This window comes from Streptomyces sp. DSM 42067 (genome assembly GCF_055792885.1).
The window spans coordinates 7,363,109-7,387,044 of record NZ_CM147706.1 but is presented as its reverse complement, the minus strand read 5'-3'; the positions used below and the strand labels follow the sequence as shown (position 1 = coordinate 7,387,044).

24 protein-coding genes are annotated in these 23,936 nt (G+C 70.3%); 18 read left to right on the top strand and 6 right to left on the bottom strand.

Annotated elements, in window-relative coordinates; all coding sequences use genetic code 11:
• Positions 1-247 precede the first annotated feature (247 nt).
• Positions 248-1,363: an allantoicase gene (alc, locus tag ACSMXV_RS33255; protein WP_473174834.1), complete on the bottom strand. Its 1,116-nt coding sequence runs from the start codon at positions 1,361-1,363 to the stop codon at positions 248-250.
• Between the two features lie 401 nt (positions 1,364-1,764).
• A complete protein-coding gene (gene allB / locus ACSMXV_RS33250; protein ID WP_473174833.1) occupies positions 1,765-3,102 on the bottom strand; it encodes an allantoinase AllB in 1,338 nt (445 codons plus the stop codon).
• A 231-nt stretch (positions 3,103-3,333) separates the two neighbouring features.
• On the opposite strand from allB, the gene ACSMXV_RS33245 reads away from it, so the two are divergent.
• Complete coding sequence (locus ACSMXV_RS33245; protein ID WP_473174832.1) at positions 3,334-4,137, top strand: IclR family transcriptional regulator; 804 nt, start codon at positions 3,334-3,336, stop codon at positions 4,135-4,137.
• 76 nt (positions 4,138-4,213) lie between these two features.
• On the opposite strand, the gene ACSMXV_RS33240 is transcribed toward ACSMXV_RS33245, so the two are convergent.
• Positions 4,214-4,534 carry a DUF5955 family protein gene (locus tag ACSMXV_RS33240; RefSeq protein WP_473174831.1) on the bottom strand — a complete coding sequence of 107 codons (321 nt, stop codon included), beginning with the start codon at positions 4,532-4,534 and terminating at the stop codon, positions 4,214-4,216.
• Between the two features lie 368 nt (positions 4,535-4,902).
• Between ACSMXV_RS33240 and ACSMXV_RS33235 the strand changes: the two genes are divergently transcribed.
• Both ACSMXV_RS33235 and aceB read left to right on the top strand, forming a co-directional pair.
• Positions 4,903-5,481, top strand: coding sequence for a nucleotidyltransferase family protein (locus ACSMXV_RS33235; RefSeq protein WP_473179138.1), 579 nt, complete (start codon positions 4,903-4,905; stop codon positions 5,479-5,481).
• A gap of 322 nt (positions 5,482-5,803) precedes the next feature.
• Positions 5,804-7,438, top strand: a complete 1,635-nt coding sequence (aceB, locus tag ACSMXV_RS33230) for a malate synthase A (RefSeq protein ID WP_473174830.1) — start codon at positions 5,804-5,806, stop codon at positions 7,436-7,438.
• Positions 7,439-7,450: 12 nt separating this feature from the next.
• On the opposite strand, the gene ACSMXV_RS33225 is transcribed toward aceB, so the two are convergent.
• The 3 genes from ACSMXV_RS33225 to ACSMXV_RS33215 all read right to left on the bottom strand — a co-directional run bounded on the left by ACSMXV_RS33225 (position 7,451) and on the right by ACSMXV_RS33215 (position 9,151).
• Entirely contained in the window at positions 7,451-7,702 is a 252-nt protein-coding gene (locus ACSMXV_RS33225) for an Rdx family protein (protein WP_473179137.1), read from the bottom strand.
• Between the two features lie 139 nt (positions 7,703-7,841).
• Entirely contained in the window at positions 7,842-8,771 is a 930-nt protein-coding gene (locus tag ACSMXV_RS33220; protein ID WP_473179136.1) for a HipA family kinase, read from the bottom strand.
• A gap of 146 nt (positions 8,772-8,917) precedes the next feature.
• On the bottom strand, positions 8,918-9,151 hold the full coding sequence (locus ACSMXV_RS33215; RefSeq protein WP_473174829.1) for a hypothetical protein: 234 nt from the start codon (positions 9,149-9,151) through the stop codon (positions 8,918-8,920).
• A gap of 163 nt (positions 9,152-9,314) precedes the next feature.
• Here ACSMXV_RS33215 and ACSMXV_RS33210 point away from each other — a divergent pair, with 163 nt between their 5' ends.
• The 15 genes from ACSMXV_RS33210 (at position 9,315) to ACSMXV_RS33140 (ending at position 23,875) form a co-directional block, all read left to right on the top strand.
• Positions 9,315-10,526, top strand: a complete 1,212-nt coding sequence (locus ACSMXV_RS33210) for a CaiB/BaiF CoA transferase family protein (RefSeq protein ID WP_473174828.1) — start codon at positions 9,315-9,317, stop codon at positions 10,524-10,526.
• Complete coding sequence (locus ACSMXV_RS33205; RefSeq protein WP_473174827.1) at positions 10,523-10,948, top strand: Zn-ribbon domain-containing OB-fold protein; 426 nt, start codon at positions 10,523-10,525, stop codon at positions 10,946-10,948. The genes ACSMXV_RS33210 and ACSMXV_RS33205 overlap by 4 nt, the downstream gene beginning before the upstream one ends.
• The gene (locus ACSMXV_RS33200; RefSeq protein ID WP_473174826.1) at positions 10,945-12,147 is read left to right on the top strand and encodes a thiolase family protein; all 1,203 of its coding nucleotides are present in this window, start codon (positions 10,945-10,947) and stop codon (positions 12,145-12,147) included. Before ACSMXV_RS33205 ends, ACSMXV_RS33200 begins: the two co-directional genes overlap by 4 nt.
• Positions 12,148-12,209: 62 nt before the next feature.
• A complete protein-coding gene (locus tag ACSMXV_RS33195; protein WP_473174825.1) occupies positions 12,210-13,679 on the top strand; it encodes an aldehyde dehydrogenase family protein in 1,470 nt (489 codons plus the stop codon).
• 91 nt (positions 13,680-13,770) lie between these two features.
• Positions 13,771-14,973: an amidohydrolase family protein gene (locus ACSMXV_RS33190; protein ID WP_473174824.1), complete on the top strand. Its 1,203-nt coding sequence runs from the start codon at positions 13,771-13,773 to the stop codon at positions 14,971-14,973.
• Positions 14,974-14,980: 7 nt separating this feature from the next.
• On the top strand, positions 14,981-15,262 hold the full coding sequence (locus tag ACSMXV_RS33185; protein ID WP_473174823.1) for a ferredoxin: 282 nt from the start codon (positions 14,981-14,983) through the stop codon (positions 15,260-15,262).
• Positions 15,259-16,044 carry an SDR family NAD(P)-dependent oxidoreductase gene (locus ACSMXV_RS33180; RefSeq protein WP_473174822.1) on the top strand — a complete coding sequence of 262 codons (786 nt, stop codon included), beginning with the start codon at positions 15,259-15,261 and terminating at the stop codon, positions 16,042-16,044. The genes ACSMXV_RS33185 and ACSMXV_RS33180 overlap by 4 nt, the downstream gene beginning before the upstream one ends.
• Positions 16,045-16,048: 4 nt before the next feature.
• The gene (locus ACSMXV_RS33175) at positions 16,049-17,296 is read left to right on the top strand and encodes a cytochrome P450 (protein WP_473174821.1); all 1,248 of its coding nucleotides are present in this window, start codon (positions 16,049-16,051) and stop codon (positions 17,294-17,296) included.
• Between the two features lie 55 nt (positions 17,297-17,351).
• The gene (locus ACSMXV_RS33170) at positions 17,352-17,804 is read left to right on the top strand and encodes a nitroreductase family deazaflavin-dependent oxidoreductase (protein ID WP_473174820.1); all 453 of its coding nucleotides are present in this window, start codon (positions 17,352-17,354) and stop codon (positions 17,802-17,804) included.
• Positions 17,801-18,460, top strand: coding sequence for a TetR/AcrR family transcriptional regulator (locus ACSMXV_RS33165; protein ID WP_473174819.1), 660 nt, complete (start codon positions 17,801-17,803; stop codon positions 18,458-18,460). The genes ACSMXV_RS33170 and ACSMXV_RS33165 overlap by 4 nt, the downstream gene beginning before the upstream one ends.
• On the top strand, positions 18,457-19,524 hold the full coding sequence (locus ACSMXV_RS33160) for a phosphotransferase family protein (RefSeq protein ID WP_473174818.1): 1,068 nt from the start codon (positions 18,457-18,459) through the stop codon (positions 19,522-19,524). The genes ACSMXV_RS33165 and ACSMXV_RS33160 overlap by 4 nt, the downstream gene beginning before the upstream one ends.
• Positions 19,521-20,564, top strand: coding sequence for a phosphotransferase (locus ACSMXV_RS33155; RefSeq protein WP_473174817.1), 1,044 nt, complete (start codon positions 19,521-19,523; stop codon positions 20,562-20,564). Before ACSMXV_RS33160 ends, ACSMXV_RS33155 begins: the two co-directional genes overlap by 4 nt.
• A gap of 92 nt (positions 20,565-20,656) precedes the next feature.
• Positions 20,657-22,045, top strand: coding sequence for an ABC transporter substrate-binding protein (locus tag ACSMXV_RS33150; RefSeq protein WP_473174816.1), 1,389 nt, complete (start codon positions 20,657-20,659; stop codon positions 22,043-22,045).
• Positions 22,046-22,055: 10 nt separating this feature from the next.
• Positions 22,056-23,657, top strand: a complete 1,602-nt coding sequence (locus ACSMXV_RS33145; protein ID WP_473174815.1) for an AMP-binding protein — start codon at positions 22,056-22,058, stop codon at positions 23,655-23,657.
• Positions 23,648-23,875 carry a transposase gene (locus ACSMXV_RS33140; RefSeq protein WP_473179135.1) on the top strand — a complete coding sequence of 76 codons (228 nt, stop codon included), beginning with the start codon at positions 23,648-23,650 and terminating at the stop codon, positions 23,873-23,875. The genes ACSMXV_RS33145 and ACSMXV_RS33140 overlap by 10 nt, the downstream gene beginning before the upstream one ends.
• Positions 23,876-23,936: the final 61 nt, after the last annotated feature.

The following is a 23,936-nucleotide window of genomic DNA, read 5'->3' as shown; positions in this document are numbered from 1 at the left end:
TGAGCCCCGCACGCGTGCACTGTCACCTTTTCGACTCCACGCGCGCGTGGAACTCATCGCCGCGCACGGCGCCCCCACCCGGCGTACGCGAGACCCAACCCAGGGCTCGTCCTCAATCGCCGGACGGGCTGAAATTCAGCCCGTCCGGGGGCACCTCCCAGCGTTAGCTGGGGGAGCTTGAGGACCGGGGGTCCAGGGGGCTGGCCCCCTGCTTACGGGAAGGGGCGTGCTGGGGAAATGAACCCCCTCAGCCCCCGAGCTCCCGATGGCGGGCCCGAAGCCGCGCCGCCCCCTCCTCCGTCGGCGACCCGTACAACCGCAGCCGCGAGATCCCTCCGTCCGGGAAGATGTCCACGCGCGCGTGCGTGCCCACGACCGGTGCCTCCAGGACGAAGCGGTGGTTGGTGTCGGGCTGGAGGCGGGTGCGTGGCAGGACCTCCGTCCAGTCGCCGTTCTCGCCGTCCTTCACCGCCACCGAGGCCCACCCCGCCGCGTTCCCCTTGAGATACGCCGTGTCGATCTCGATCGTGCGGATCTCGGACTGGGCGGCCAGCCGGTACCGGATCCAGTCGTGCCCCTGGTCGCGGCGGCGACGGGTCTCCCAGCACTCGTGCATCGCCCGCGCGCGGCCGGGCTGGATGGTGTTGGTGGCCGGCGAGTAGAAGAGGTTCGACGCGTCCTCGACCTGGCCGCCGTTCTCCAGCGCGACGACGTCGAACGTGCCGAGGGCCGCCAGCCACCGAGGATCGGGCACTACCTCGCCGTACACGCGCAGGCGTGCGATGCCGCCGTCGGGGTGCTGGTTGACCCGCAGATGCGTGAACACCTGCTCCACGTCCACGGCGAATCCGTTGGCCGCGTGACCGCCGACGGCCGTACGCGGCACGAGCGGCGTCCACTTCACATCGCCGGAGAGGAGGTCGTCCGGCGACGGGGAACCGGGCACGGACGCGGCCTCCACCGAGACGGCCGCCGGGTAGTTGCCGCGGAAGTGCGCGGTGTCGACGACGATGCCGCGGACGATGCCGGGCACGCCCAGGCGCACCAGGGCCCAGTCGTGGTCGTCGCCGGTCGGCCAGGGATGCTCGGCGGAGGCGCCACGGCGGCGGCGCGTCTCCCAGCCGTCCATGATCTTGCCCTTGTGCCCGAAGCGCTCCGGGTCGAACTCGGCGTGCTCGGGCACCAGCAGATTCTCGCGCTGGGCGAAGAACTCGTCGTTTGCGGCGACCACTCCGGCGCCGAGCCGGCGGTCTGCGAGATTGATGTACCGCACGAACGGGAAGTCGGCGGTGCGGTAGTCGGCATACGGGTCGCCGCCGCCGTAGGGGCTGGCGTCGCCGGTGAAGCGGGGAATCGCCGTCACGGTGATCAGGTCTTCCTTTCCAGGTGCCGGCCGGTTGGTCAGGGGGTGCCGGGGCAGGTGCCGTGCCACCGGCTGCGGGTGCCGGGGGCCGATCCCGGCGGCCACCGCCGAATTCGGGCGGGAACGGCCGATCCGGGTGGGAACCGCCGATCCGGGCCGCGAGCCCCCGATCCGGCCGGAGAGCCCTCGATCCGAGCCAGGAGAGCCCCCGATCCGTTCGGGAACCCCCGATCCAGGCCAGGAGCCCCCGATCCGGGCGAGAGCACCAGACCCGGGACGGAGTCCCCGACTCGGCCGGGAACCCCCGGCCCGGCCGGGAGCCGCCGATCCAGGCCGCGGGAGCGAGGCGCACGGGGATACGGGCCCATGCCCCGATGAGCAGGGCACCGGCGGCCGATGCGTTACGGGTGCCGTGTCAGAAGCTGTCCTCTCGGCTCGCTGAAGTCGCCGTCGGCCAGGATCCGTTCGCCGCGCAGCCATGTCGACTTGACGACACCGTGCAGGGTCCTGCCCGCATACGCCGTGACCTGGTTGCGGTGGTGGAGCTCGGCGGGGTCGACGGTGAAGGTCTCGTCGGACGCGAGGACGGCGAAGTCCGCGTCGCGGCCCGCTTCGATGGCGCCCTTCCGTGAGAGCCCGGCCAGCTCCGCCGGAGCCGTCGCCATCCAGCGGACGACGTCCTCGAGCGTGTGCCCGCGCCGGCGCGCCTCGGTCCAGATCGCCGGGAGGCCCAGCTGGAGCGAGGAGATGCCGCCCCAGGCGGTGGCGAAGTCGTCCGTCTTGAGGTCCTTGGTGGACGGGGAGTGGTCGGAGACGATGCAGTCGATGGTGCCGTCGGCGAGGCCCGCCCAGAGAGCGTCCTGGTTGGACGCCTCGCGTATGGGCGGGCAGCACTTGAACTCGGTTGCGCCATCGGGGACTTCCTCGGCGGTGAGGGTGAGGAAGTGCGGACAGGACTCGACGGTGACGCGTACGCCCTCGCGCTTGGCGGCGGCGATCAGTGGCAGGGCATCCCCGGACGACAGGTGCAGTACGTGCACGCGCGCGTGGAGCTGCTTCGCCTGTGCGATGAGGTTCTCGATGGCGGTGTTCTCGGCGTCCTTGGGCCGCGATGCGAGGAAGTCCGCGTACTTCTGGCCTCCCTGCTGCGGGGCGGCGGCGAGCTGGTGCGGGTCCTCGGCGTGCACGATCAGCAGACCGCCGAACCCCGCGATCTCGGCGAGCGACCGTCCGAGCTGTTCCTGGTCGAGTTCCGGGAACTCGTCGACGCCGGAGGGCGAGAGGAAGGCCTTGAAGCCGAAGACGCCGGCGTCGTGCAGCGGCCGCAGATCCTTGACGTTGTCCGGCAGCGCGCCGCCCCAGAAGCCGATGTCGATGTGCGCCTTGGTCCGGGCGACCTCCTGCTTCGTACGGAGGTTCTCGGCCGTCGTGGTCGGCGGCAGGGAGTTGAGGGGCATGTCGACGATCGTCGTGATGCCGCCGGCGGCCGCGGCGCGGGTGGCGGTCCAGAAGCCCTCCCACTCGGTGCGGCCGGGGTCGTTGACGTGGACGTGGGTGTCGACGAGGCCGGGGAGCAGCACATCGTCGCCGAGGTCCTCGAGCCGGGCACCGGCGGGCACGTCGGCGTCGTATGCCAGGACTGCCGTGATCTTGCCGTCGGCGACGGCGACCGAGGCGGCGCGCGTCCCTCCGGGGGTGACGACGCGCGTCGAGCGCACAACCAGTTCGACGTCGGACACCCGAGCCCCTCTCGCCCATCCACCAAATTCAACGTTCTGTTGAAGGAGTCTTCACTTCCGGTACGGGCACGTCAAGACCACACCGTGCGGCGGTGAGCCGCCACGATCCCGCCCCGAGCCCATGAAACCACCCTCGACGTTTCCACCAAGTGAAATTAGACTTCCGTGAATCAAGAGGGCGGGAAACCGCCGGGTAGGCTGCTGCCCTCCCGCCCGTGAAAGGACTGCGCCGTGCCGACGTCCAGCGCCAGCACCACCGACGCCTCCAAAGCCCAAGCCTCCAGCGGTGGTGTCCAGTCCCTTGAGCGCGCCTTCGATCTCCTCGAACGGATGGCGGACGCGGGCGGCGAGGTCGGGCTGAGCGAGCTCTCCGCCAGCAGCGGGCTGCCACTGCCCACGATCCACCGTCTCATGCGCACGCTGGTCGCCTGCGGGTACGTACGCCAGCAGCCCAACCGCCGCTATGCGCTCGGCCCGCGGCTGATCCGCCTCGGCGAGTCCGCTTCGCGGCTCCTCGGCACCTGGGCCCGCCCCTATCTCGCACGCCTCGTCGAGGCGACCGGCGAGACGGCGAACATGGCGCTGCTCGACGGCGACGAGATCGTGTACGTGGCACAGGTGCCGTCGAAGCACTCGATGCGGATGTTCACCGAGGTCGGCCGCCGGGTGCTGCCGCACTCGACGGGTGTCGGCAAGGCGCTGCTCGCCGACATCCCAGCGGACGAGGTGCGTGCACTGCTCGGTCGCACCGGGATGCCCGCTGCGACCGAGAAGACGATCACCACGCCCGAGGGCTTCCTCGACGCGCTCGAAGAGGTCCGCCACCTCGGCTACGCCGTCGACGACAACGAACAGGAGATCGGCGTCCGCTGCCTCGCGGTGTCCGTCCCCGACTCCCCCACCGCGGCGGCGATCTCCATCTCGGGCCCGGCAGGGCGCCTCACGGACACGGCGACGGAGAAGATCGTGCCGGTGCTTCAGCAGGTGGCGGCGGAGCTGTCGGAGGCGTTGGCGAGTTCCGGGCCGGCGAACTGAGCGCGTGGGCCCTTGAGGGCCCGACCGGCAGATGAGGTGCCCAACCACCGGCCTCAGGCCGGGCACCGTGGCACAGTCACCTCCGCGGCCCCCGCGGCTGGCCGAACAGGTCCACCGCGTTGCGGACCTCCGCAAGGCCCGCCGCCAGCGCGCTCACCGAGCCGATCGCGCCGGCGATCAGCAGCAACGAGCGGCGCAGCCGCGGGGTTTCCGGGACGCCGCTCACGGCCATCGCGGCCAGGGCCGCCAGTTCCTCCTCGGCGATCCCACGGTCCGGGAACTCGGCCGGATGCGCGGCGAGTTCGCGCCGCAGCCGGGACACGGCGGTACGCAACTCCGTCACCCGCGGGTCCTCGTCGCTGCCGGTCAATGGCCTCTGCCCCACGCTCCGCAACACGGCTCTCCCCCCTCGCACGTCCTTGTGCGCGAATTCTGCGTCGTCACCCCTGGGCGATGGTCGGACGCCGGGGGACGCGGGCCAGTAAACCGCCACCCGAGCGGTGGGCGCCACCACATAGACGGAATCCGAAGGGACTTATGGGTACACGGCTGCGATATGCAGGGGGCATGACGCGGCGACGGGAAACAATCGAGACCAGCGGGACGATCGAGACCGCCGGGATCACCGGGACAACCGGGACCCTCTACACCACCGACACCAGCGACTTCGACGAGACCACCGACACCAGCGACTTCGGCGAGACCACCGACACCACCCACACCACAGAGACCACAGAGACCACAGAGACCACCAGGGCCAGCGATATCACCGGCCTGCTGCTGGCTGCAGGCGGCGGCCGACGGCTGGGCGGACGCCCCAAGGCGCTGCTCGAACACCGCGGCCGCCCGCTGGTCGAGCACGCGGCGCGCGTGCTCCACGAAGGCGGCTGCACGCGCGTGCACGTCGTGCTGGGCGCGCAGGCCGAGGCGGTCCGGGAACGTGCAGAGTTGCCCGATTGCGTACTGGTCGACAACCCGCAGTGGGAGCAGGGCATGGGCTCCTCGCTCCGGGTGGGGCTCGCCTCCCTCGCCGGGACGGGCGCGCCGGCAGCGCTCGTCTCGCTCGTCGACCAGCCGGGGATCGGCCCGGAGGCTGTGGCACGGGTGCTGGCCGCGTACGAGTCGCCCGCCACGCTGGCGGCCGCCGCATACGGCGGGAAACGCGGCCATCCCGTGCTGTTCGGCTCCGACCACTGGGCCGGAATCGCGGCGAGCGCGGTGGGAGACCGTGGGGCGCGTGCCTATCTACAGGCGCACGAGGACGCGATCACGCTTGTCGAGTGCGGGGATGTCGCGGAGCCGTACGACATCGACACGGTGGCCGACTTGGCGCGCCTGGAGTGATGGCGCCACGTGACATCGATGAGGGCCACGTGACGACGATGAGGGCCGCGTGACGTCGATCAGGGCCGCGCTATGTCGATGAGAAGACTCTCGACATCAACAAACGATTGAACTTCCACAATGAGGAAACTAGTATCCACTTCTGTAGAAGCACTCGACACACGAGGGACCGCCCACTCGGCCGTCCACCGCAGCCCTGGCACGCTCTGCCGTTCCGCGCGCACCATGGAGGCGCCGCGCGGCGGAGCGGCCGGGCGGCACCGTCCGACGCCCGTGAACCCCGATCCCGGCAGCTCCCGTTCGCTGAAGGAAGTGACAGCTCATGTCCGCACCAGCGCCGTCCCCGCTGGCCATCGTCGACGCCGAGCCCCTGCCCCGGCAGGAGGAGGTCCTCACCGACGCGGCGCTCGCCTTCGTGGCGGAGCTGCACCGCCGGTTCACCCCCCGGCGGGACGAGTTGCTCGCCCGCCGCGCCGAGCGCCGCGCCGAGATCGCCCGCACCTCCACGCTCGACTTCCTCCCGGAGACGGCCGCGATCCGTGAGGACGAGTCCTGGAAGGTCGCCCCGTCTCCGGCAGCGCTCGACGACCGCCGCGTCGAGATCACGGGCCCCACCGACCGCAAGATGACCATCAACGCCCTCAACTCGGGCGCGAAGATCTGGCTCGCGGACTTCGAGGACGCATCGGCCCCCACCTGGGAGAACGTGGCCCTCGGCCAGCTCAACCTCACCGACGCCTACGAGCGCCGCATCGACTTCACGGACGAGGGCACCGGCAAGTCGTACAAGCTGAAGCCCAACGAGGAGCTGGCGACCGTCGTCATGCGCCCGCGCGGCTGGCACCTCGACGAGCGCCACCTGAAGGACGAGACCGGCCGCGCGGTGCCGGGCGCGCTGGTCGACTTCGGCCTCTACTTCTTCCACAACGCGCAGCGTCTGCTCGACCTCGGCAAGGGCCCGTACTTCTACCTCCCCAAGACGGAGTCGCACCTGGAGGCCCGCCTCTGGAACGACGTCTTCGTCTTCGCGCAGGACTACGTCGGCATCCCGCAGGGCACCGTCCGCGCGACGGTCCTGATCGAGACGATCACGGCGGCGTACGAGATGGAGGAGATCCTCTACGAGCTGCGCGCCCATGCCTCCGGGCTGAACGCGGGCCGCTGGGACTACCTCTTCTCGATCGTCAAGAATTTCCGTGACGGCGGCGCGAAGTTCGTGCTGCCGGACCGCAACGCGGTGACGATGACGGCCCCGTTCATGCGCGCGTACACCGAACTCCTCGTCCGCACCTGCCACAAGCGCGGCGCGCACGCCATCGGCGGTATGGCGGCCTTCATCCCGTCCCGCAGGGACGAGGAGGTCAACAAGGTCGCCTTCGAGAAGGTCAAGGCCGACAAGGACCGCGAGGCGAACGACGGCTTCGACGGCTCCTGGGTCGCGCACCCGGACCTGGTCCCGATCGCGATGGCCTCCTTCGACGCCGTCCTGGGCGACCGGCCGAACCAGAAGGACCGCCTCCGCGAGGACGTGGACGTCAAGGCCGCCGACCTGATCGCCATCGACTCGCTCGACGCGAAGCCGACGTACGCCGGTCTCGTCAACGCCGTCCAGGTCGGCATCCGCTACATCGAGGCCTGGCTGCGCGGCCTCGGCGCGGTCGCGATCTTCAACCTCATGGAGGACGCGGCCACCGCCGAGATCTCCCGCTCCCAGATCTGGCAGTGGATCAACGCGGGCGTCGAGTTCGAGCACGCCGGAAAGACCGTGCGTGCCACGCCGGAGCTGGCCCGCAAGGTCGCCGCCGAGGAGCTCGCCGCGATCCGCGCGGAGCTCGGCGAGGAGACCTTCGCGGCCGGCAAGTGGCAGCAGGCCCACGACCTCCTCCTGAAGGTCGCGCTCGACGAGGACTACGCGGACTTCCTGACCCTGCCGGCGTACGAGCAGCTCACCGGCTGAACCACCGCCCGCTCAGCGCTCCGAGTGGCCCAGGCTCTTGTCCGGTGCCACTCGGTCGCGGACCAGGCGCTTCACGGCCGTCGGTTCGGGGAAGCCCTGATCGCGGCGGTCCCAGACCACCTCGTCGTCGACCCGCACCACGAAGACCCCGCCCGTGCCCGGCTTGAGGGCGAGTTCGGTCAGCTCGGTCTCAAAGGTGGTCAGGAGTTCCTGGGCCAGCCAGGAGGCTCGCGGCAGCCAGCGGCACTGGGTGCAGTACTCGATCTGGACCCGGTGGCCGGTAGCCGCCGGTGATCCCGTGTTCGCGGGTGATCCCGTGTTCGCGGGTGATCCGGTGGCAGCGGGTGACCTGGTGTCCGGCGATGCGTCCTGGGATGACTCCGGGGATGACTCCGTCAACGGTTCAGCTCTTTCTTTCGAAGTGCACGGACCAGTCCTGTTCGGCCGCCGGTTTGCCGTGCAGATCCGGGACCCGCTTCAGCCACTGCGGACGGCCCGCCTCGGTGGCCGCGGCGCGGGCGGCGTCCTCGGCAGCGAGCTGCTCGCGGGTGGGGAAGTCCGTGGGGAGCCAGGCGTGGGAGGTCTTGGCACGGGCGGCGAGATACGTGACGTACGCCTCGCGCTTCTCGTCGGGACCGGCGAAGCCGGGCTCAGCCTCCAGCCATTCGTCCGGCACCAGGGCGGCGACCTCCCGGAGCAGGTCGAGGGTCACGCGGGGCGCCAGCTCGGCGTCCGCGGCGGCCGTGTCCGGACCGTACGCGCCGAGGGCGTGCTGCCGAAAGTCGTACGCCTTGTCGACGGAGGCGTCCGCGGAGTCCCAGCGGTGGTGGAAGACGAGGGCGGCGCCGTGGTCGATCAGCCACAGCTTGGGCTCGCGCGTCCCGAACGTCGGCCAGATCATCAGGTTGGAGCTGTGCACGGTGCGGTCGACATTGGCGGTCAGGGCGTCGAGCCAGACCACCTTGCCGGCCTCCAGCGGGTCCACGGTCAGCGACCGCGCCGCCTCGGGCGTGAAGTCCTTCGCTCCCGGCAGGAGGTCCATGCCCAGGTTCAGCCCGGCGCTGGTGCGCAGCAGGTCCTGGACCTCCCGGTGCGGCTCGTCCCGGGCGACGGCAGGGTCGAAGTGCACGCGCACCAGCTCCGGGACGCGCAGCCCGAGCCGCCGGGCCAGCTCGCCGACGATGACCTCGGCGACGAGGGCCTTCCGGCCCTGGGCCGAGCCGGTGAACTTGACGACGTAGGTGCCCAGGTCGTCCGCCTCCACGACTCCGGGCACGGAGCCGCCGGACCTCAGGGGCGCGATATAGCGGGTTGCAGCGACCTCCCTCAGTATCATCCCAGGCTCCACGGCTCTCCTGCCTTACAATCCACGGTCAGCCCCACACGGGTGCGACGCGGTGAACCGGCCACGATCAGCCCTGGAGGGAATCTTGGGAGTTTCGGCTGGCATGCCGATACCCCTCCCTTCCGAGTAGCCCGTCAATGGCGGTGCGCCCCTTGCTTCCGGCCTCCGGCCTCCGGCATGAAGCGACCATAGTAACCGAGCGTGACAGTCGGCGAGGAGTGCCCGAGCCACCGCGCCGAAGTAACCACGGACTCCCCCGCCTCCAGCATGACCGAGGCATAGGTGTGCCGCAGCGCTTGGAAGCCGTCCTTCGGTGCCACCTCCCACTGCCACTGCTTCGCCCCCTTGGGGCGCGGGGGCGTTGGCATGCCCGTATGCCGTCGCGGAGCGGGCGCATGTGCGAAGTAGACGTTCGCAGATACGAGAATGGCACTCTACAAATTACGAAAGAAGCCTTCCCAAAAGCGGCAGCGAAACTCTAGCCTGGCGGCGTCACCGAGTCAGCGCGGTGCGGCGTACGGGAGGTGCTTGGTGGGCAACGACGCATTCGACGGTGTGCGCGTGGTCGAACTGGCGCAGTGGGTGTTCGTCCCCGTCGCGGGTGCGCTCCTCGCCGATTGGGGTGCGGACGTCATCCGGGTCGAACGCCCAGAGGGCGACCCGTACCGCGGCCTGTCCACCCAGGGCATCGGCAGCGACAGCACGGGCATCAACCTTTCGGTCGCCCTCGCCAACCGCGGCAAGCGGTCCGTCGCCCTGGACCTGCGCAGCGACGAAGGGCCGCGCCTGCTCGACCGGCTCCTCGACACCGCGGACGTGTTCCTCACCAGCCTCCGGCCGGCCGCGCTGCGCCGCCTCGGCCTCGATGCCGAGGAACTGGCCCGCCGTTTCCCCCGTCTGGTGTATGCGCGCGGGCACGGCTTCGGGGCGCGCGGGCCTGGTGCGGACCGCGCCGGCTACGACTCCTCCGCTTTCTGGGCGCAGGGCGGCATGGCCCACGTCCTGACGCCGCCGGAACGCGACCACCCCATCAGCCAGCGCGGCGCGATGGGCGACCGCAACGGAGCGATGGCCCTGGCGTTCGGCATCGCCTCCGCTCTGCTGCGGCGCGAACGCACCGGCCGGGGCTCGGTCGTGGACGTCTCGCTCCTCGCCACGGCGATGTGGACGCTCTCGTCGGACGTGCTCGCCGCGCTGGCGGGAGGGAAGCCGCGCGGCGTCTCCGGGCGCGGCGGTGCGGTCAATCCGGTCGTCGGCGCGTACCGCACGAAGGACGGGCGGCACATCCAGCTCGTATTCCTGGAGTCGGACCGCTATTGGGCGAGTTTCTGTCGGCTCATCGGACGCGACGACCTGATCGGCGACCCGCGGTTCGCCGACCTGCGGGCACGCGGCGAGAACCGCGAAGCGTGCGTCGCCGAACTCGAAGCGGAGTTCGCCTGCCGGACTTTCGACGAGTGGAAAGACCTCCTGTCCCGCATCGACGCGCCGTGGGCGCCTGTGCAGGCCGTCGAGGAGCTGCTCAGCGACCCCCAGGTGCTGGCCAACGACTACGTCGGCGACGTCGAACTGGAGGACGGCTCGTCGTATCGGCTGCCTACCGTGCCGGTGCAGTTCGACGAGCGGCCGCCGGCGCTGCGCCGGGCGCCGGAACACGGCGAGCACACCGAGGCGGTCCTCCTGGAACTCGGCTTCACGTGGGAGCGGATCGCCGAGCTGAAGGACGCGGGGGTGATCCCGTGACGGTCGCCCGCCCGGTGCCGGTGCCCGATGAGCTCTCCGCGCCCTACTGGGAGGCCGCGGCCCGGCACGTCCTCGCTATCGCGCGCTGCTCGGTGTGCGGAGCGTTCGCCGTCCCTCCGGACCAGACGTGTCCACACTGCCGGACGACCGATCCGGCGTTCGCGTTCGAGCCGATGAGCGGCCGGGGCACGGTGCGGTCCTGGACGGTCGTCCGGCAGTCGTCCCTTCCCGGATACGCCGCCGAAGTGCCCTTCGTGCTCGTCGACGTCGAGTTGGCCGAGCAGTCCGACCTGCGCATGATCGGCAGGCTCCTCGACGGGCCGGACGCCGCCCTGCACATCGGCGACCGGGTGACCGTGGCGTTCGAGGACGCGGCCCCGGGCGTCGCCGTTCCCGCCTTCGTACTCGGGGGTGACACGTGAGCCCGCAGTTCAAAGCCGGCCGCCAAGTGGCGATCGTCGGGTACGCGCACAGCGTCGTCCGGCGGCACGCGGAACGCCCGCTGGGCGCGCTCGCCGTCGACGTCGCCCGCGAGGCGATCGCCGACGCCGGACTGCGGCCGGGGAGCGTCGACGGGTTCGTCACCGCCGCCTTGTTCCCCACCGCGGGAGCCCACGCCGTCGTGGACGGCGTCAGCATGGTGTCCGCCAACTGGCTGGCCGAGCGGCTGGACGTCACACCCCGCTACGTCGCGGGCTTCCAGGGCATCGGCCAGATCCCCGGGTCCGTCGCCCTGGCGGTCAACGCCATCGCGAGCGGCGCCGCGGACTACGTCCTGCTGCACCGTGCCCTGCACAACCCGCCCGGGCGCTACCACGACAACTCGATGCGCGAGGCACGCGGGCTCCAGCAATGGACCGCGCCGCAGGGCTTCTTCGGCCCGTTACCGATGATCGCGCTGCCCGCCAACGAGTATCTCCAGAGGTACGGCGCCGATCGGGAGGCGCTGGCGGCGGTGGTGGTCGAGGCGCGCAAGAACGGGGCGAGGATCCCGTGGTCGTACTGGCACAAGCGGCCGTTGACAACGGAGGAATACCTCGCGGCAGCCATGATCAACGATCCGGTGTGCCGGTACGACTGCGACATCCCGGTGGACGGTGTAGCGGCTTTCGTGCTCACCTCGGCCGCGCGTGCCCGCGACCTGCCGAACAAGCCGGTATATGTCGCCGGTTACGCGAGCAGCGGGACCGTCCCGCGGCGGCTGCCCCTGCACTGGCCTCTGGACGACATCATGTCCGGCGGCGCTGAGGTGGCCCGTCAGCTGTGGAGGCACACAGGCGTCGGGCCCGGCGACGTCGATCTTCCGCAGGTGTACGACGGGTTCTCCCCCTTCGTTCTGTTCTGGCTTGAGGCCCTCGGCTTCTGTCCGCTCGGCGAAGCGCACCGCCTCGTCCAGGACGGCGGCATCGACAGCGACGCTCCCGGCGGCCTGCCCGTGCTCTCGGGCGGAGGAGCGCTGGGCAACGGGCGCATGCACGGCATCCCGCAAATGCTCGAGTGCTACCTGCAGTTGGCCGGCCGGGCCGGAGAACGCCAGCGCGAGACCGCGACGGTCGGGCTCGCGTGCCATTCCTCGCCCCACTACGGCGGCGCCGTCGTCTACACCACCACGCCCTGGTGACCCGGGCTGTGCGTACGCCATCGAACGCAGCGCCGCGTCGCGGCGGGAAAGGGGCGAGCCCCGTGGGAGCGATCATCCCGGAACGGCGCTCGTACGTGGCCGGAAAGTGGGTCGAGGGTGAGGAAGTCCTCGCCGTCGAGAACCCGGCCGATGAATCGCACGTGGCCGACGTCTTCGTCACGCCGCTGTCCGAGATCGAACGCGCGGTGACCGAAGCGCGCGACAGCTTCGACCGCGGCGTATGGGCGGACATGCCTCCCGGCGACCGCGCCCGTGTCCTGCACGCCTTCCTCGACCACGTGGAGGACTCGCGGGCGGCGCTGGTCGCCACGATGGTCGCCGAGGCAGGGCAGCCCACGGCGTTCGCCGAACGGTCGCAGTTAAGCGGCGGAGTGGCGGTGGCGCGCGGCGCGATCGACCTGTATCTGTCGATGCCGCACGAGGAGGCGAACCCTGTGCCGGTCGACGAACTGGTGCGGGGCCGGGTCGCCTTGAGCATGCGGCGTCACGAGCCGGTCGGGGTGGTCACCGCGATCACACCGTACAACGGGGCGATCGTGATGGCGCTCCAGAAGATCGTCCCGGCGCTGGTGTCCGGCAACTCCGTGATCCTGCGGCCCAGTCCGCTGACCCCGATCTCCTCGCTGATCTTCGGCGCTGCGGCGGACGCGGCCGGGCTGCCGCCCGGCGTGCTGAGCGTCGTGGTGGAGGCCGGAGCGGCCGGCGCCGAACTGCTCACCAGCCACCCGGCCGTCGACATGGTCTCGTTCACCGGCTCCACCACGGTCGGCCGACAGATCCTCGCGCAGGCCGCCCCGACGGTGAAGCGGGTCGCCCTCGAACTCGGCGGCAAATCCGCCCAGATCTACCTCGACGACGCCGTGGGCAGGGCGGCCGCCGGTGCGGTCGCCGTGGTCGCCGCCACCGCCGGGCAGGCATGCGTCGCGGCCACCCGCATGCTCGTACCGCACGACCGCAAGGAGGAGGTCGTGGAGGCGGTCACCCGGGCCTACGCGTCCCTCACCGTCGGCTCCCCCACCGACCCGGAGACCACCATGGGACCGGTCATCAGCTCCGCCCAGCACGAACGCTGCGAGCGGTTCGTCTCCCTGGCCGTCGCGCACGGCGGCCGAGTGGCCCACGGGGGCGGCCGCCCGAGCGGGCTGGAGCGCGGCCACTACTTCGAACCGACGGTCCTCGACCTGCCCGACAACGACAACCCCGCGGCCCAGGAAGAGATCTTCGGCCCCGTCATCGCCGTGCTGGGCTACCGGGATCTCGACGACGCCGTCCGCATTGCCAACGACAGCCCGTACGGCCTGTCCGGCCAGGTGTACGGTGCCGACACCGCGACGGCCACCGCCCTTGCCCGCCGGCTGCGTACCGGCGCGGTCAACGTCAACACCGCCCTGTTCAGCGCGTACGCGCCCGGCGGCGGCTACAAGCAGAGCGGCCTCGGCCGCGAGCGCGGACCCGACGGCATCCGCGCCTTCCAGGAGATCAAGCACCTGGTGATCGGCGAACTCAGATGACCCCGCGCCAACGGGAACTGCGACGAGTTCGTCCCGATGACTTCGTCCCGACGTAAACCCGATGAGTTCGTCCCGACGTAAAGGAGCCGACGTGTCCACCGATCTCTCGCTCGACTGGCTGGTCTCAGTCGACGACCATGTTCTGGAGCCCCCTCACCTGTGGGTCGACCGCGTCCCGAAGGCCGATCGCGACCGTGCCCCGCACATGGAGTTCGACGACAACGGCCTGGACTTCTGGGTCTACGACGGCAAGCGCTACCCCAGCTCCGGCCTGAGCGCCGTCGTAGGAAAGTCGAAGGAGGAGTTCAGCCCCGAGCCGCTGCCCTACAGCGAGATGCGCCCCGGCTGCTACGACCCGACCGCCCGGATCGAGGACATGAACAGGGCCGGGATCCTCGCCTCACTGTGCTTCCCCACGGTCACCCGCTTCTGCGGGCAGCTGTTCATGGAGGCCGGTGACCGCGAGTTCGGCTTCGTGTGTCTCCAGGCCTACAACGACTGGATGATCGAGGAGTGGTGCGGCGCCGCGCCCGGCCGCTACATCCCCCTCGTCCTCATCCCGCTGTGGGACCCGCCGCTCGCGGCCAGGGAACTCGAGCGCTGCGCGGCCAAGGGCGCCACCTCGTTCGCCTTCTCCGAGAACCCCGCGCCGCTCGGCCTGCCCACGATCCACGACGCGGCCCGCTACTGGGATCCGGTGATGGCCGCCGCGAACGACCTGGAGATGGTCGTGTCGATGCACGTCGGCTCCTCCTCACGGGTGCCGCAGATCGCGCCCGACGCGCCGTTCCTGGCCAATCTCGCGTGGGGGGCCACACGCACCTCCGGGGCGATGCTGTCGTGGTTGTTCAGTGGCATGTTCCAGCGCTACCCCAAGCTGAAGATCGCGCTGTCGGAAGGCGAGATCGGCTGGATGCCGTACTTCCTCGAGCGCGCCGAGCAGGTGCTGGACAAGCAGCGCCACTGGGTCAAGCGCGGCATGAAGTTCGGCGACCACGCCGGGAGCGACGCGGTCGACCTCGACACCCTCGACGTCCGCGCCACGTTCCGCGACCACGTCTTCGGCTGCTTCATCGACGACGTGCACGGCATCGCCAGCATCGACGAGATCGGCGAGGACAACATCATGTGCGAGACCGACTACCCGCACTCCGACTCGACCTGGCCCGACTGCATCCAGACCGTCAAGAGCCGCATCGACCACCTGCCCGCGGAGACGCAGTACAAGATCCTGCGCGGCAACGCCGAGCGGCTCTACCGGTTCACGCCGGCCGAACCGCCCGTCCTCGCGTAGGCCCGACGTGCCGGCCTGGACCGTCACCGTCGACCGGAACAGATGCCTCGGCAGCGGCATCTGCGTCCTGTATGCCCCGGACACCTTCACCCACGACGACGAAGCCAAAGCCGTCGTCCACGACCACGGCGACCCCCTCGACGCGGTACGCACCGCCGTGGAGGGCTGCCCGACCCAGGCACTGCGCTTGACGACCCACGCACCCACGACCAACGGACACACCGCGGGCGGATCGGCCATCGCACGATCCTCCACCGCAAGACCCGCAACCGAAGAGGAAGGGAGGTGAGCCGCGTGTTGCTCGGCGGAAAGACCGCCATCGTCACCGGCGCCGGATCAGGTGTCGGCGCCGCGTCGGCGCTGCGTTTCGCCGAAGAGGGCGCTCGCGTCGTCTGCGCCGACATCGACGTTCAGAAGGCCGAAGAGACCGCTCGTCGGATCAGCAAGGCCGGCGACACCGCTGTGGCCATCGCGTGCGACGTCTCCCGCGAGGACGACGTCGCGGCCCTTGTGACCGCGGCGGTAGAGCATTTCGGCGGGCTCGACATCCTCTTCAACAACGTGGGTATCCCCACGCCGCGCCTCGGCGCGACGCTGGAGGAACACACCGCTGAGGACTTCCAACGCTTGGTCGCGGTCAACCTCGGCGGCGTGTTCTTCGGCTGCAAGCACGCCGTGATCCAGTTCAAACGCCAGGGCGGCGGGGTCATCCTCAACACCGGCTCCGTCGCGGGCCTGGTCGCCTGGGGCGGTTCGGTTTACGGAGCAACCAAGGGGGCCGTCCACCAGCTCACCCGAGCGGTCGCCATCGAAGGCGCGCCGTTCGGTATCCGGGCCAACGCCATCTGCCCTGCCGGCATGCCCTACACGAACTTCATGGCCGCCGGCGGCCTCGACGCCGACTCCGAGGCCCTGACCCAGACGGCTGAGCGAGTCGCGGCGACCCACCCGCTCGGCCGGGCGATCACCGCCGAGGACTGTGCCGAGGCCGCCGTCTATCTGGTGTCCGACAAGGCCGCCAACGTCACCGGCGTCATGCTGCCGGTCGACGGCGGCTACACGGCGAGGTGAACCCATGACCACGACCGAGCAACTCGACCGCGACCGCGTCCGCGAACTGTTCGACCTCCGCGGCTCCTACCTCGCGGAAGTCGGCGGCGGGTACGAGGGAGACCCCTACCCCGTCTGGCACCGGTTGCGGGAACAGGCCGCCGTGCACCCGGGAACGGTGCACGAACTGACCGGGTACGACGGACCGGCGAACTTCCAGGGCCTGCCGCACCTCGACCGACCGCACTTCTCCGCGTTCACCTACGCCGCCTGCGACGCCGCGTACCGCGACGCCGAGGTCTTCGCCGCCTCCCTCACCCCGGTCGACCCCGGCAACGGCTCACTCGCGGTCAGCAACAGCATGATCGCGATGGGGGGCCGCCGTCACCGGCGCTACCGGGCCCTGGTCCAGCCGTCCTTCGTACCTGGCAAGGCCGGATGGTGGATCCGCAACTGGATCGAGCGCACCGTCGATCTGCTCATCGACGGCTTCGCCGACGCCGGGCGAGCCGAGCTGAATGTGGATTTCTGCGCCGCGATCCCGGTGCTCACCATCACCGGCAGCTTCGGTGTGCCGGTCGAGAAGGCATTGGACATCCGCGCGGCGCTCAGGAACCCCGCGGCGATCGTGGAGATCCTCCGGCCCATCGTCGCGGCTCGCCGGGAGTCGCCCCAGGACGATCTGATCAGCGTCCTGGTCGAGGCCGAGATGACCGACGAGGACGGCGTCGCGCACCGGCTCACCGATGCCGAGATCTACTCGTTCGCGGTCTTGCTGCTGACCGCGGGATCCGGCACCACATGGAAGCAGATGGGCATCACGCTCACGGCGCTGCTGCAACGGCCGGAGGTGCTCGCGGCGGTACGCGCGGAGCGCGCGCTGCTGCGCCCGGCGATCGAAGAGGCGTTGCGCTGGGTGCCGACCGACCCGATGTTCTCACGCTACGTCACCCGGGACATCGACTTCCACGGCGTGCACCTGCCGGAAGGGTCCGTCCTGCACCTGTGCCTGGGCGCGGCCAACCGCGATCCGGCGCGCTGGGAGCGCCCGAACGAGTTCGACATCACCCGGAGACTGCGGCCGTCGTTCGCATTCGGCGGAGGCGCGCATGTGTGCCTGGGCATGCATGTCGCCCGCGCCGAGATGCGCATCGGAATCAGTGCGCTCCTCGACCGACTGCCGAACCTGCGCCTCGACCCGGACGCCGAACCACCCCGGTTCATCGGCCTCTACGAACGGGGAGCCACCGAAATCCCGGTGGTCTTCGGATGACGGCCCAGAGCGCCTCGGTCACCTCAAGCACCTCGACACGAAAGGCACGACGACCATGACCGAATCCGGCTACCGGCCACCGGACTTGTCCCTGGTCGGCGCCGAACACGTGGCCCGCTACCAGGAGACCGACGGCGAGGTCGGCTACGAATGGAACGGCGTGCCGATCCTTCTGCTGACCACCACGGGGCGAACGACCGGCCTGCCCCGGACCAAAGCCCTCATCTTCGGACGCGACGGCGACGACTACCTCGTCGTCGCGTCCACCGGCGGCGCGCCGAAACACCCGTCGTGGTACCTGAACCTCCTGGCCCGCCCGCAGGCCGAGATCCAGGTGAAGGCCGCACACATCCCGGTCGTCGCGCGCACCGCGTCGGAGGCGGAACGGGCGCGCCTGTGGAAGACCGTGGTCGGCTATTGGCCCAACTACGAGGCGTACCAGACGCGTACCGAGCGGGTCATCCCGATCGTCGTGCTCACTCCGCTGCGAGGAGGTGCCAACGTATGAGTGCGGACCGTGCAACCGACCGCTCGCCCGCTGTACAGCGGTCGCGGGCCCGCAGTGCGCAGCAGATGACCGCGATCACGCGCGCGGCCTACCGCCTGATCCAGGACAAGGGCACCTCCTTCACGACCCAGGACCTGACGAAAGAGGCCGGGCTCGCGCTGCAGACCATCTACCGGCACTTCACAAGCAAGGACCAGATCCTGCTAGCCGTCGTCGAGGATGTGATCGCCGAACAAGCCGCGCGGATCGAGGCCGCCGCGCGACAACTCCCGGACCCGGTCGCGCGTCTGCGCTTCTACATCACCGGAACACTCGACTCGCTGCGCGCCGAAGGCGACCATTCCGGGCCCAAGTTCATCACCGCCGAGCACTGGCGCCTTTACCAGCTCTTCCCCGACGAGATGGTCCAGGCCAACCAGCACTTCGCGGACCTGGTCGAGCGGGAGCTGCGGGAGGCCGCCGACCTGGGGATGTTGCGCCCGAACGACCCAGCCGCGGACGCGTGGTTCGTGATGAAGCTGGTGATGTCGGTCTACCACCACTACGCGTTCGCCACCGCGAAGGAGCCGATCGAGGACATCGCCGAACAGCTGTGGTCGTTCTGCCTGTCCGCCTGGGGCGGCGAATCCGGACCCGGAAAGGGGCAGCAGGAATGAGCGACGCACCCGTCTTCGCCAAAGGCCGCGACCTGGACGCCGCGGCCGCCGCCCTGCGACCGTGGCTGGCCGCCCGTCTCGGCGTCGCGGACGTCGACGTCACCGGGATGTTCTATCCGCAGGGCGCCGGCGTCTCCAACGAGACGATCCTCTTCGAGGCCCGAACCGGCGATCACGTCGACGAACTCGTTCTGCGTGTCGCGCCCGCGCGCGAACACCAGATGTTCCTCGAACCGCGCTTCCGGCTCCAGTACGACATCCTGGCCGCGCTGCGCCGCCTCGGCTCGGTGCGAGTCCCCGAAGCCCTGTGGTACGAAGACGACCCCGCGGTCCTCGGCCGGCCGTTCTATCTCATGCGCCGCATGCGCGGCCGTGTGCCGGTGAGCATGCCCGTCTACAACGTGTCCGGATGGCTGGCAGAGGCGACGCCCGCCCAGCGCCGGGTCCTGTGGGACAGCGCGATGCGGCAGTTTGCTGCCATCCACCGTGTGCCGGTGGCGGAGGTGCCCTTCGTCGACCGTTCCGACCACGGCGCCACCGGGGACGAGCAACAACTCGCCTACTGGAGCCGGTTCGCGACCTGGGCGCTCGGCGACGACTTCCCCGAGGCCGTGCACGCGCTCCTCGACTGGCTGACGACCCACCGACCGCCCGCCTCCGTTCCCGGACTGTCGTGGGGGGACGCCCGTATCGGCAACATGATGTTCGGCGACGATTTCCACGTCGTCGGCGTCATGGACTGGGAACAGGCGTCCCTGGCCGGTCCGATGGCCGACCTGGGCTGGTGGCTGCTCTTCGACGACATCCACAGCGTCGAGCACGGTGTGGCACGACTCGACGGGCTCGGCACACGGCAGGAAACCCTCGATCGGTGGCAGGAACTGACCGGACGTCAGGTAGAGAGCCTGCACTGGCACGAGGTGTTCGCCGGCCTCAAGGCCGGCCTGCTCGGTCTGCACACCCGCCGGTCGATGAAGCTGCCCAATGCCGACGGGCGCGCGAACCCGTTCCTGCAACGCTCCTGTCGGATGCTCGACCTCACGGTAGCGGCGGACCTGTCATGAGATTCCCGGGCGGCCCCGCGCCGCACGACGAAGCCGTCGTCCTGTCCCGCGAGTGGCTGACGGCGGTCCTCGCGGAACGCCATCCCGGCGCCGCGGTCGCCAGGGTGCAGGTGACGGACCGTCTGGAGACCGTCGCCACCAAGCTGCGGTTCCGCGTCGAGTACGCCGACGAGGCGGCCGACGCGCCGTCCGCCCTGTGCGCCAAGGGATATCTCAACCCGGTCAGCCGGCGCCGCACGACGCCTGCCGAGGCCGACTTCTACCGGCTGCTCTCGGCGAATCTGCCGGTGCGTACGCCGCCGTGCGTACACGCCGCCGTCGACGACGAAACCGGCCACCCGCTGGTGCTGATGCACGACCTCACCGCGGCCGGAGCGCGGTTCGGCGACCCGCTGGTGGGCTTTCGCACCGAGCAGGCGGCCGGAACCCTCGACCAGCTCGCCGCCCTGCACGCCGCGACCTGGGGCGGCCTGAAGGCAGACCTGGCTAACGCCTTCCCGCCCCGCATCGCGTCACTCGCCCGACACATGGGCGCCGAACAGCTGCAACTCCAGCTCGACGACGGCCGGGTCCCGGGCGTCCCGTCAAACCTGCGCCGTGCCGACCGGCTGCTCGCCGCGATGGGTGCCCTCGACAGGCTCGACGGCGACCACCCGCGGTGCCTGGTGCACGGCGACCTGCACACCGGCAACGTGTACGAGACCGCCGACGGCGACCCCGGCCTCATCGACTGGCAGGTCGTCCAGCACGGCGTCTGGGCCCTCGACGTCGCCTACCACGTCGCCGCCGTCCTCGACCCCGACGAACGCGCCCACAGCGAACGCGAACTGCTCGACCACTACCTCGACCGGCTCGCCACCCACGGCGGCACTCCACCCACCCGCGACGAGGCCTGGTGGGCCTACCGCGCGCACCTGCCGTACGGGTTCTTCCTGTGGGCCATCACCCGCGCTGTCGACCGCCCCGTCGTCGAACACCTCACCGATCGCCTCGGCCGCGCCGTCGCCTGGCACGACAGCTTCGCGCTTCTGGGCGTCTGACCCACCGTCCCGTTCCCCCATGTACCGCCGTTCCGCCAAGGAGATCACGCCGACGACCCGGACGCCGGCCGACAGCACCGAGGAGGCAGCCCGTGAGAGCCCACGGAACCATCGCCGCTGTTTTGGTGACCACCGCATTGTTGACGGCCGGATGCGGCCGTGACAGCTCCGGTGGTACCGACGGCGAAGGAAGGCCGGCCACCGCGCCCGGGGCGGCCCCGTCTGCCGACTTCGGTGATCTGAAGAACGTGTGCGGGCCGGGCAAGCCGACCGGCGCACCAGCCAAGGGCGTCACCGACAAGGAGATCCAGGTCGGCGTCCTGTCCGACGTCGGCTTCACCAAGAACCCCGAATTCCCGGACGCCGCCAAGGTGTTCACCGAGTGGTGCAACGACGCCGGAGGCATCCACGGCCGCAAGCTCGTCCCGACCGTCCGCGACACCAAGATGGTGGAGGTCCGCCAGCGCGTCATCGAGGCCTGCCGCGACGACTTCGCCCTCGTCGGCGGCAGCGCTGCCCTGGACGGGCTGGGCGTCAAGGAACGGCTGTCCTGCCTGATGCCCGACTTCCCCGCCCAGGTGGTCCAGCGCCAGAACGAAGGCTCCGACCTCCAGGTCTCCGTCCAGCCCGGCGGCCCGTCCTATTTCCGCAACGCGGGCATGCTGCACTGGGCCGTCACGGAGGCATACCCGGGCTCGGCCGGCGACCTGGGCATCATCGCCGGCGACAGCCCGGTCACCAAGATGTCCCTCGACCAGCGCGTGGAGACCCTCAAGGCCTTCGGCGGGACGATCACCTACACCGACCTCTACCCGGCACAAGGCGTCTCCAACTGGACGCCCTACGCCCAGGCGATCAAGAACAAAGGCGTCAAAGGCCTGATCTTCATGGGCGACTTCGGCTCGCTCGCGAAGCTCGAGCAGGCGCTGACCGACATGGACTACAAGCTCGACTGGATTGACGCCAACAACAACGCCTACGGCCCCGCCTTCCTGAAGCTCGCCGGTCCTCAGGTCCTGGCGACCCAGAACAACCTCGCCGACCTCATGGGCACCTTCCCCCTCGAGAAGGCCGCCGCCAACCCCGCGACGAAGCAGGTCATCGACCTGTTCGCGAAATACGCGCCGGGGGCGCAGGTGACGATGCCGGCGGTGAAGGCGTTCTCCGCGTGGCTGCTGTTCGCCAAGTCGGCCGCGTCCTGCGGGGACGCGCTCACCCGCAAGTGCCTGTACGAGGCGGCCCGCAAGGAGACCGCGTGGACGGGTGGCGGTTTGCAGGCGCCCCTCGACCTCTCCGTGCAGGACGCCCCGGTGAACTGCTTCAACGTCGAGAAGGCCACCCCGGACGGCTGGAAGCCCGCCGACTTCAAACCCGATCGCGGCGCGTACCGCTGCGGCGCGAAGGCGTACAAGCTCACCGGGCCCTACGGCAGGCCCGCGACCCTGAAGGACGTCGGCAAGAGCATGAGCGACTTCAAGTAGAGGAGGAATCATGGTCGGCCAGGCGCAGACACCATCGACGGTAGCGGGGTCCGCCCAGGACGGACCGGCTTGGCTACGCACCATCCCGGCCGATCTGGTCAAGCGCTACGAGGCGGAGGGGTGGTGGACTCGGGAAACGCTCGGAGACCTGGTCGCACGCGGCCTCGCCGCCGCCCCCGACGCCGGATTCCACGTCCACTCTGCGGTGCGCCCGTGGTCGGGCACCTTCGCCGACGTCGAACGGGTCGCGCGCCGGCTGGCCGCAGGGCTGGCCGAACGCGGCGTCGGCCCCGGGGACATCGTGGTCTTCCAGCTGCCGAACTGGATGGAGGCCGCGGCCGTCTTCTGGGCGTCGGCCCTGCTGGGCGCGATGGTGGTGCCCGTCGTGCACTTCTACGGCCGCAAGGAACTCGGCCACATCCTGGCGGCCACCGAACCGAAGGTCTTCGTCGGGCCGGAGCGGTTCGGCCATCTGGAGCACCAGCCGGACCTGGTGGCCGACGTGCCGGTCGTCGGCGTGGTGGGGCGGGACTTCGACGCCCTGCTCGCGGCCGAGCCGATGCCCGGCACGCTTGCCGCGGATCCGGCCGGTGCGGCGCTGATCGCCTTCACCTCCGGCACCACGCGCGACCCGAAAGGCGTGGTGCACAGTCACCAGACGCTCGGCTTTGAATCCCGCCAGCTCGTCCGGCGCTACCCCTCGGACCGAGGCGACTGGATCACCGCCGCGCCCGTGGGCCACTTCATCGGGATGCTCACCGCGTTCCTCGTTCCCGTCCTGGACGGTGCGCCGGTCAACCTCGTCGACGCTTGGGACCCGGCCCGGATGCTGCGGCTGATGGCCGACGACGGACTGACCTTCGGCGGCGGCTCGCCGTACTACGTCAGCAGCCTGCTGGACCACCCCGACTGGCGTCCCGAACACCTGCCGAAGATGAAGTACGTCGGCCTCGGCGGCGCGGCCGTCCCGGTCGGCGTGACCCGTCGGCTGGCCGGGCTCGGCCTCACGGCGCACCGCTCGTACGGCAGTACAGAGCACCCGTCCGTCACCGGGTCGTTGCCGGCCGCGCCCGAGGACAAGCGGCTGTACACCGATGGGGAACCGCTGTTGGGCGTGGAGCTCCGGCTCGCCGAGGACGGCGAGATCCTGACCCGGGGGCCGGACCTGTGCCTCGGCTACACCGACCCGGGCTTGACGGCGTCCGTGTTCGACGACGAAGGCTGGTACCACACAGGCGACATCGGGAAGCTGGACGAGGACGGCTACCTCACCATCGCGGACCGCAAGTCAGATGTGATCATCCGCGGCGGAGAGAACATCTCCGCCCTGGAGGTCGAAGAGGCGCTGCTCGGCATGCCCGCCGTCGCCGAGGCCGCGGTGGTTGCAGCCCCCGACAAGCGGCTCGGCGAGCACGCCGCCGCATTCCTCGCGCTCCGGTCCGGCCACGCCATGCCCCCGCTCGAGGACGTGCGCGCCCACCTTGAACACGTCGGCCTCGCCCGCCAGAAGTGGCCCGAGGAACTTCACCAAGTGGACGAATTCCCGCGCAACGCAAGCGGCAAGGTCCAGAAGTTCCTCCTGCGCCGGAAGCTGCGGGCGGCCTGCGGCTGACCGGGCTGGACCTAAAGGGTCGGGTGCCGCTGCCAAAGCCGGTCTTCACTGCCTGGCGGGCGAGACGGACCAGGCCGGGTACGGCGGCCCGGGTGCACGACCTGCGGGAGATCGTCAACGCGATCCTGCACGTCAACCGCACCGGCATCCCGTGGGAGTACCTTCGGGGTAGCCGTCAGCCGCAGCACCGCGCTGCGGCTGGTCGCCGCACTGCCTGAGCCGGATCCTTGTTTCCGGGCGACCAGGTCAGGACCCCGGGCAGTACCCCAGGTCAGGACC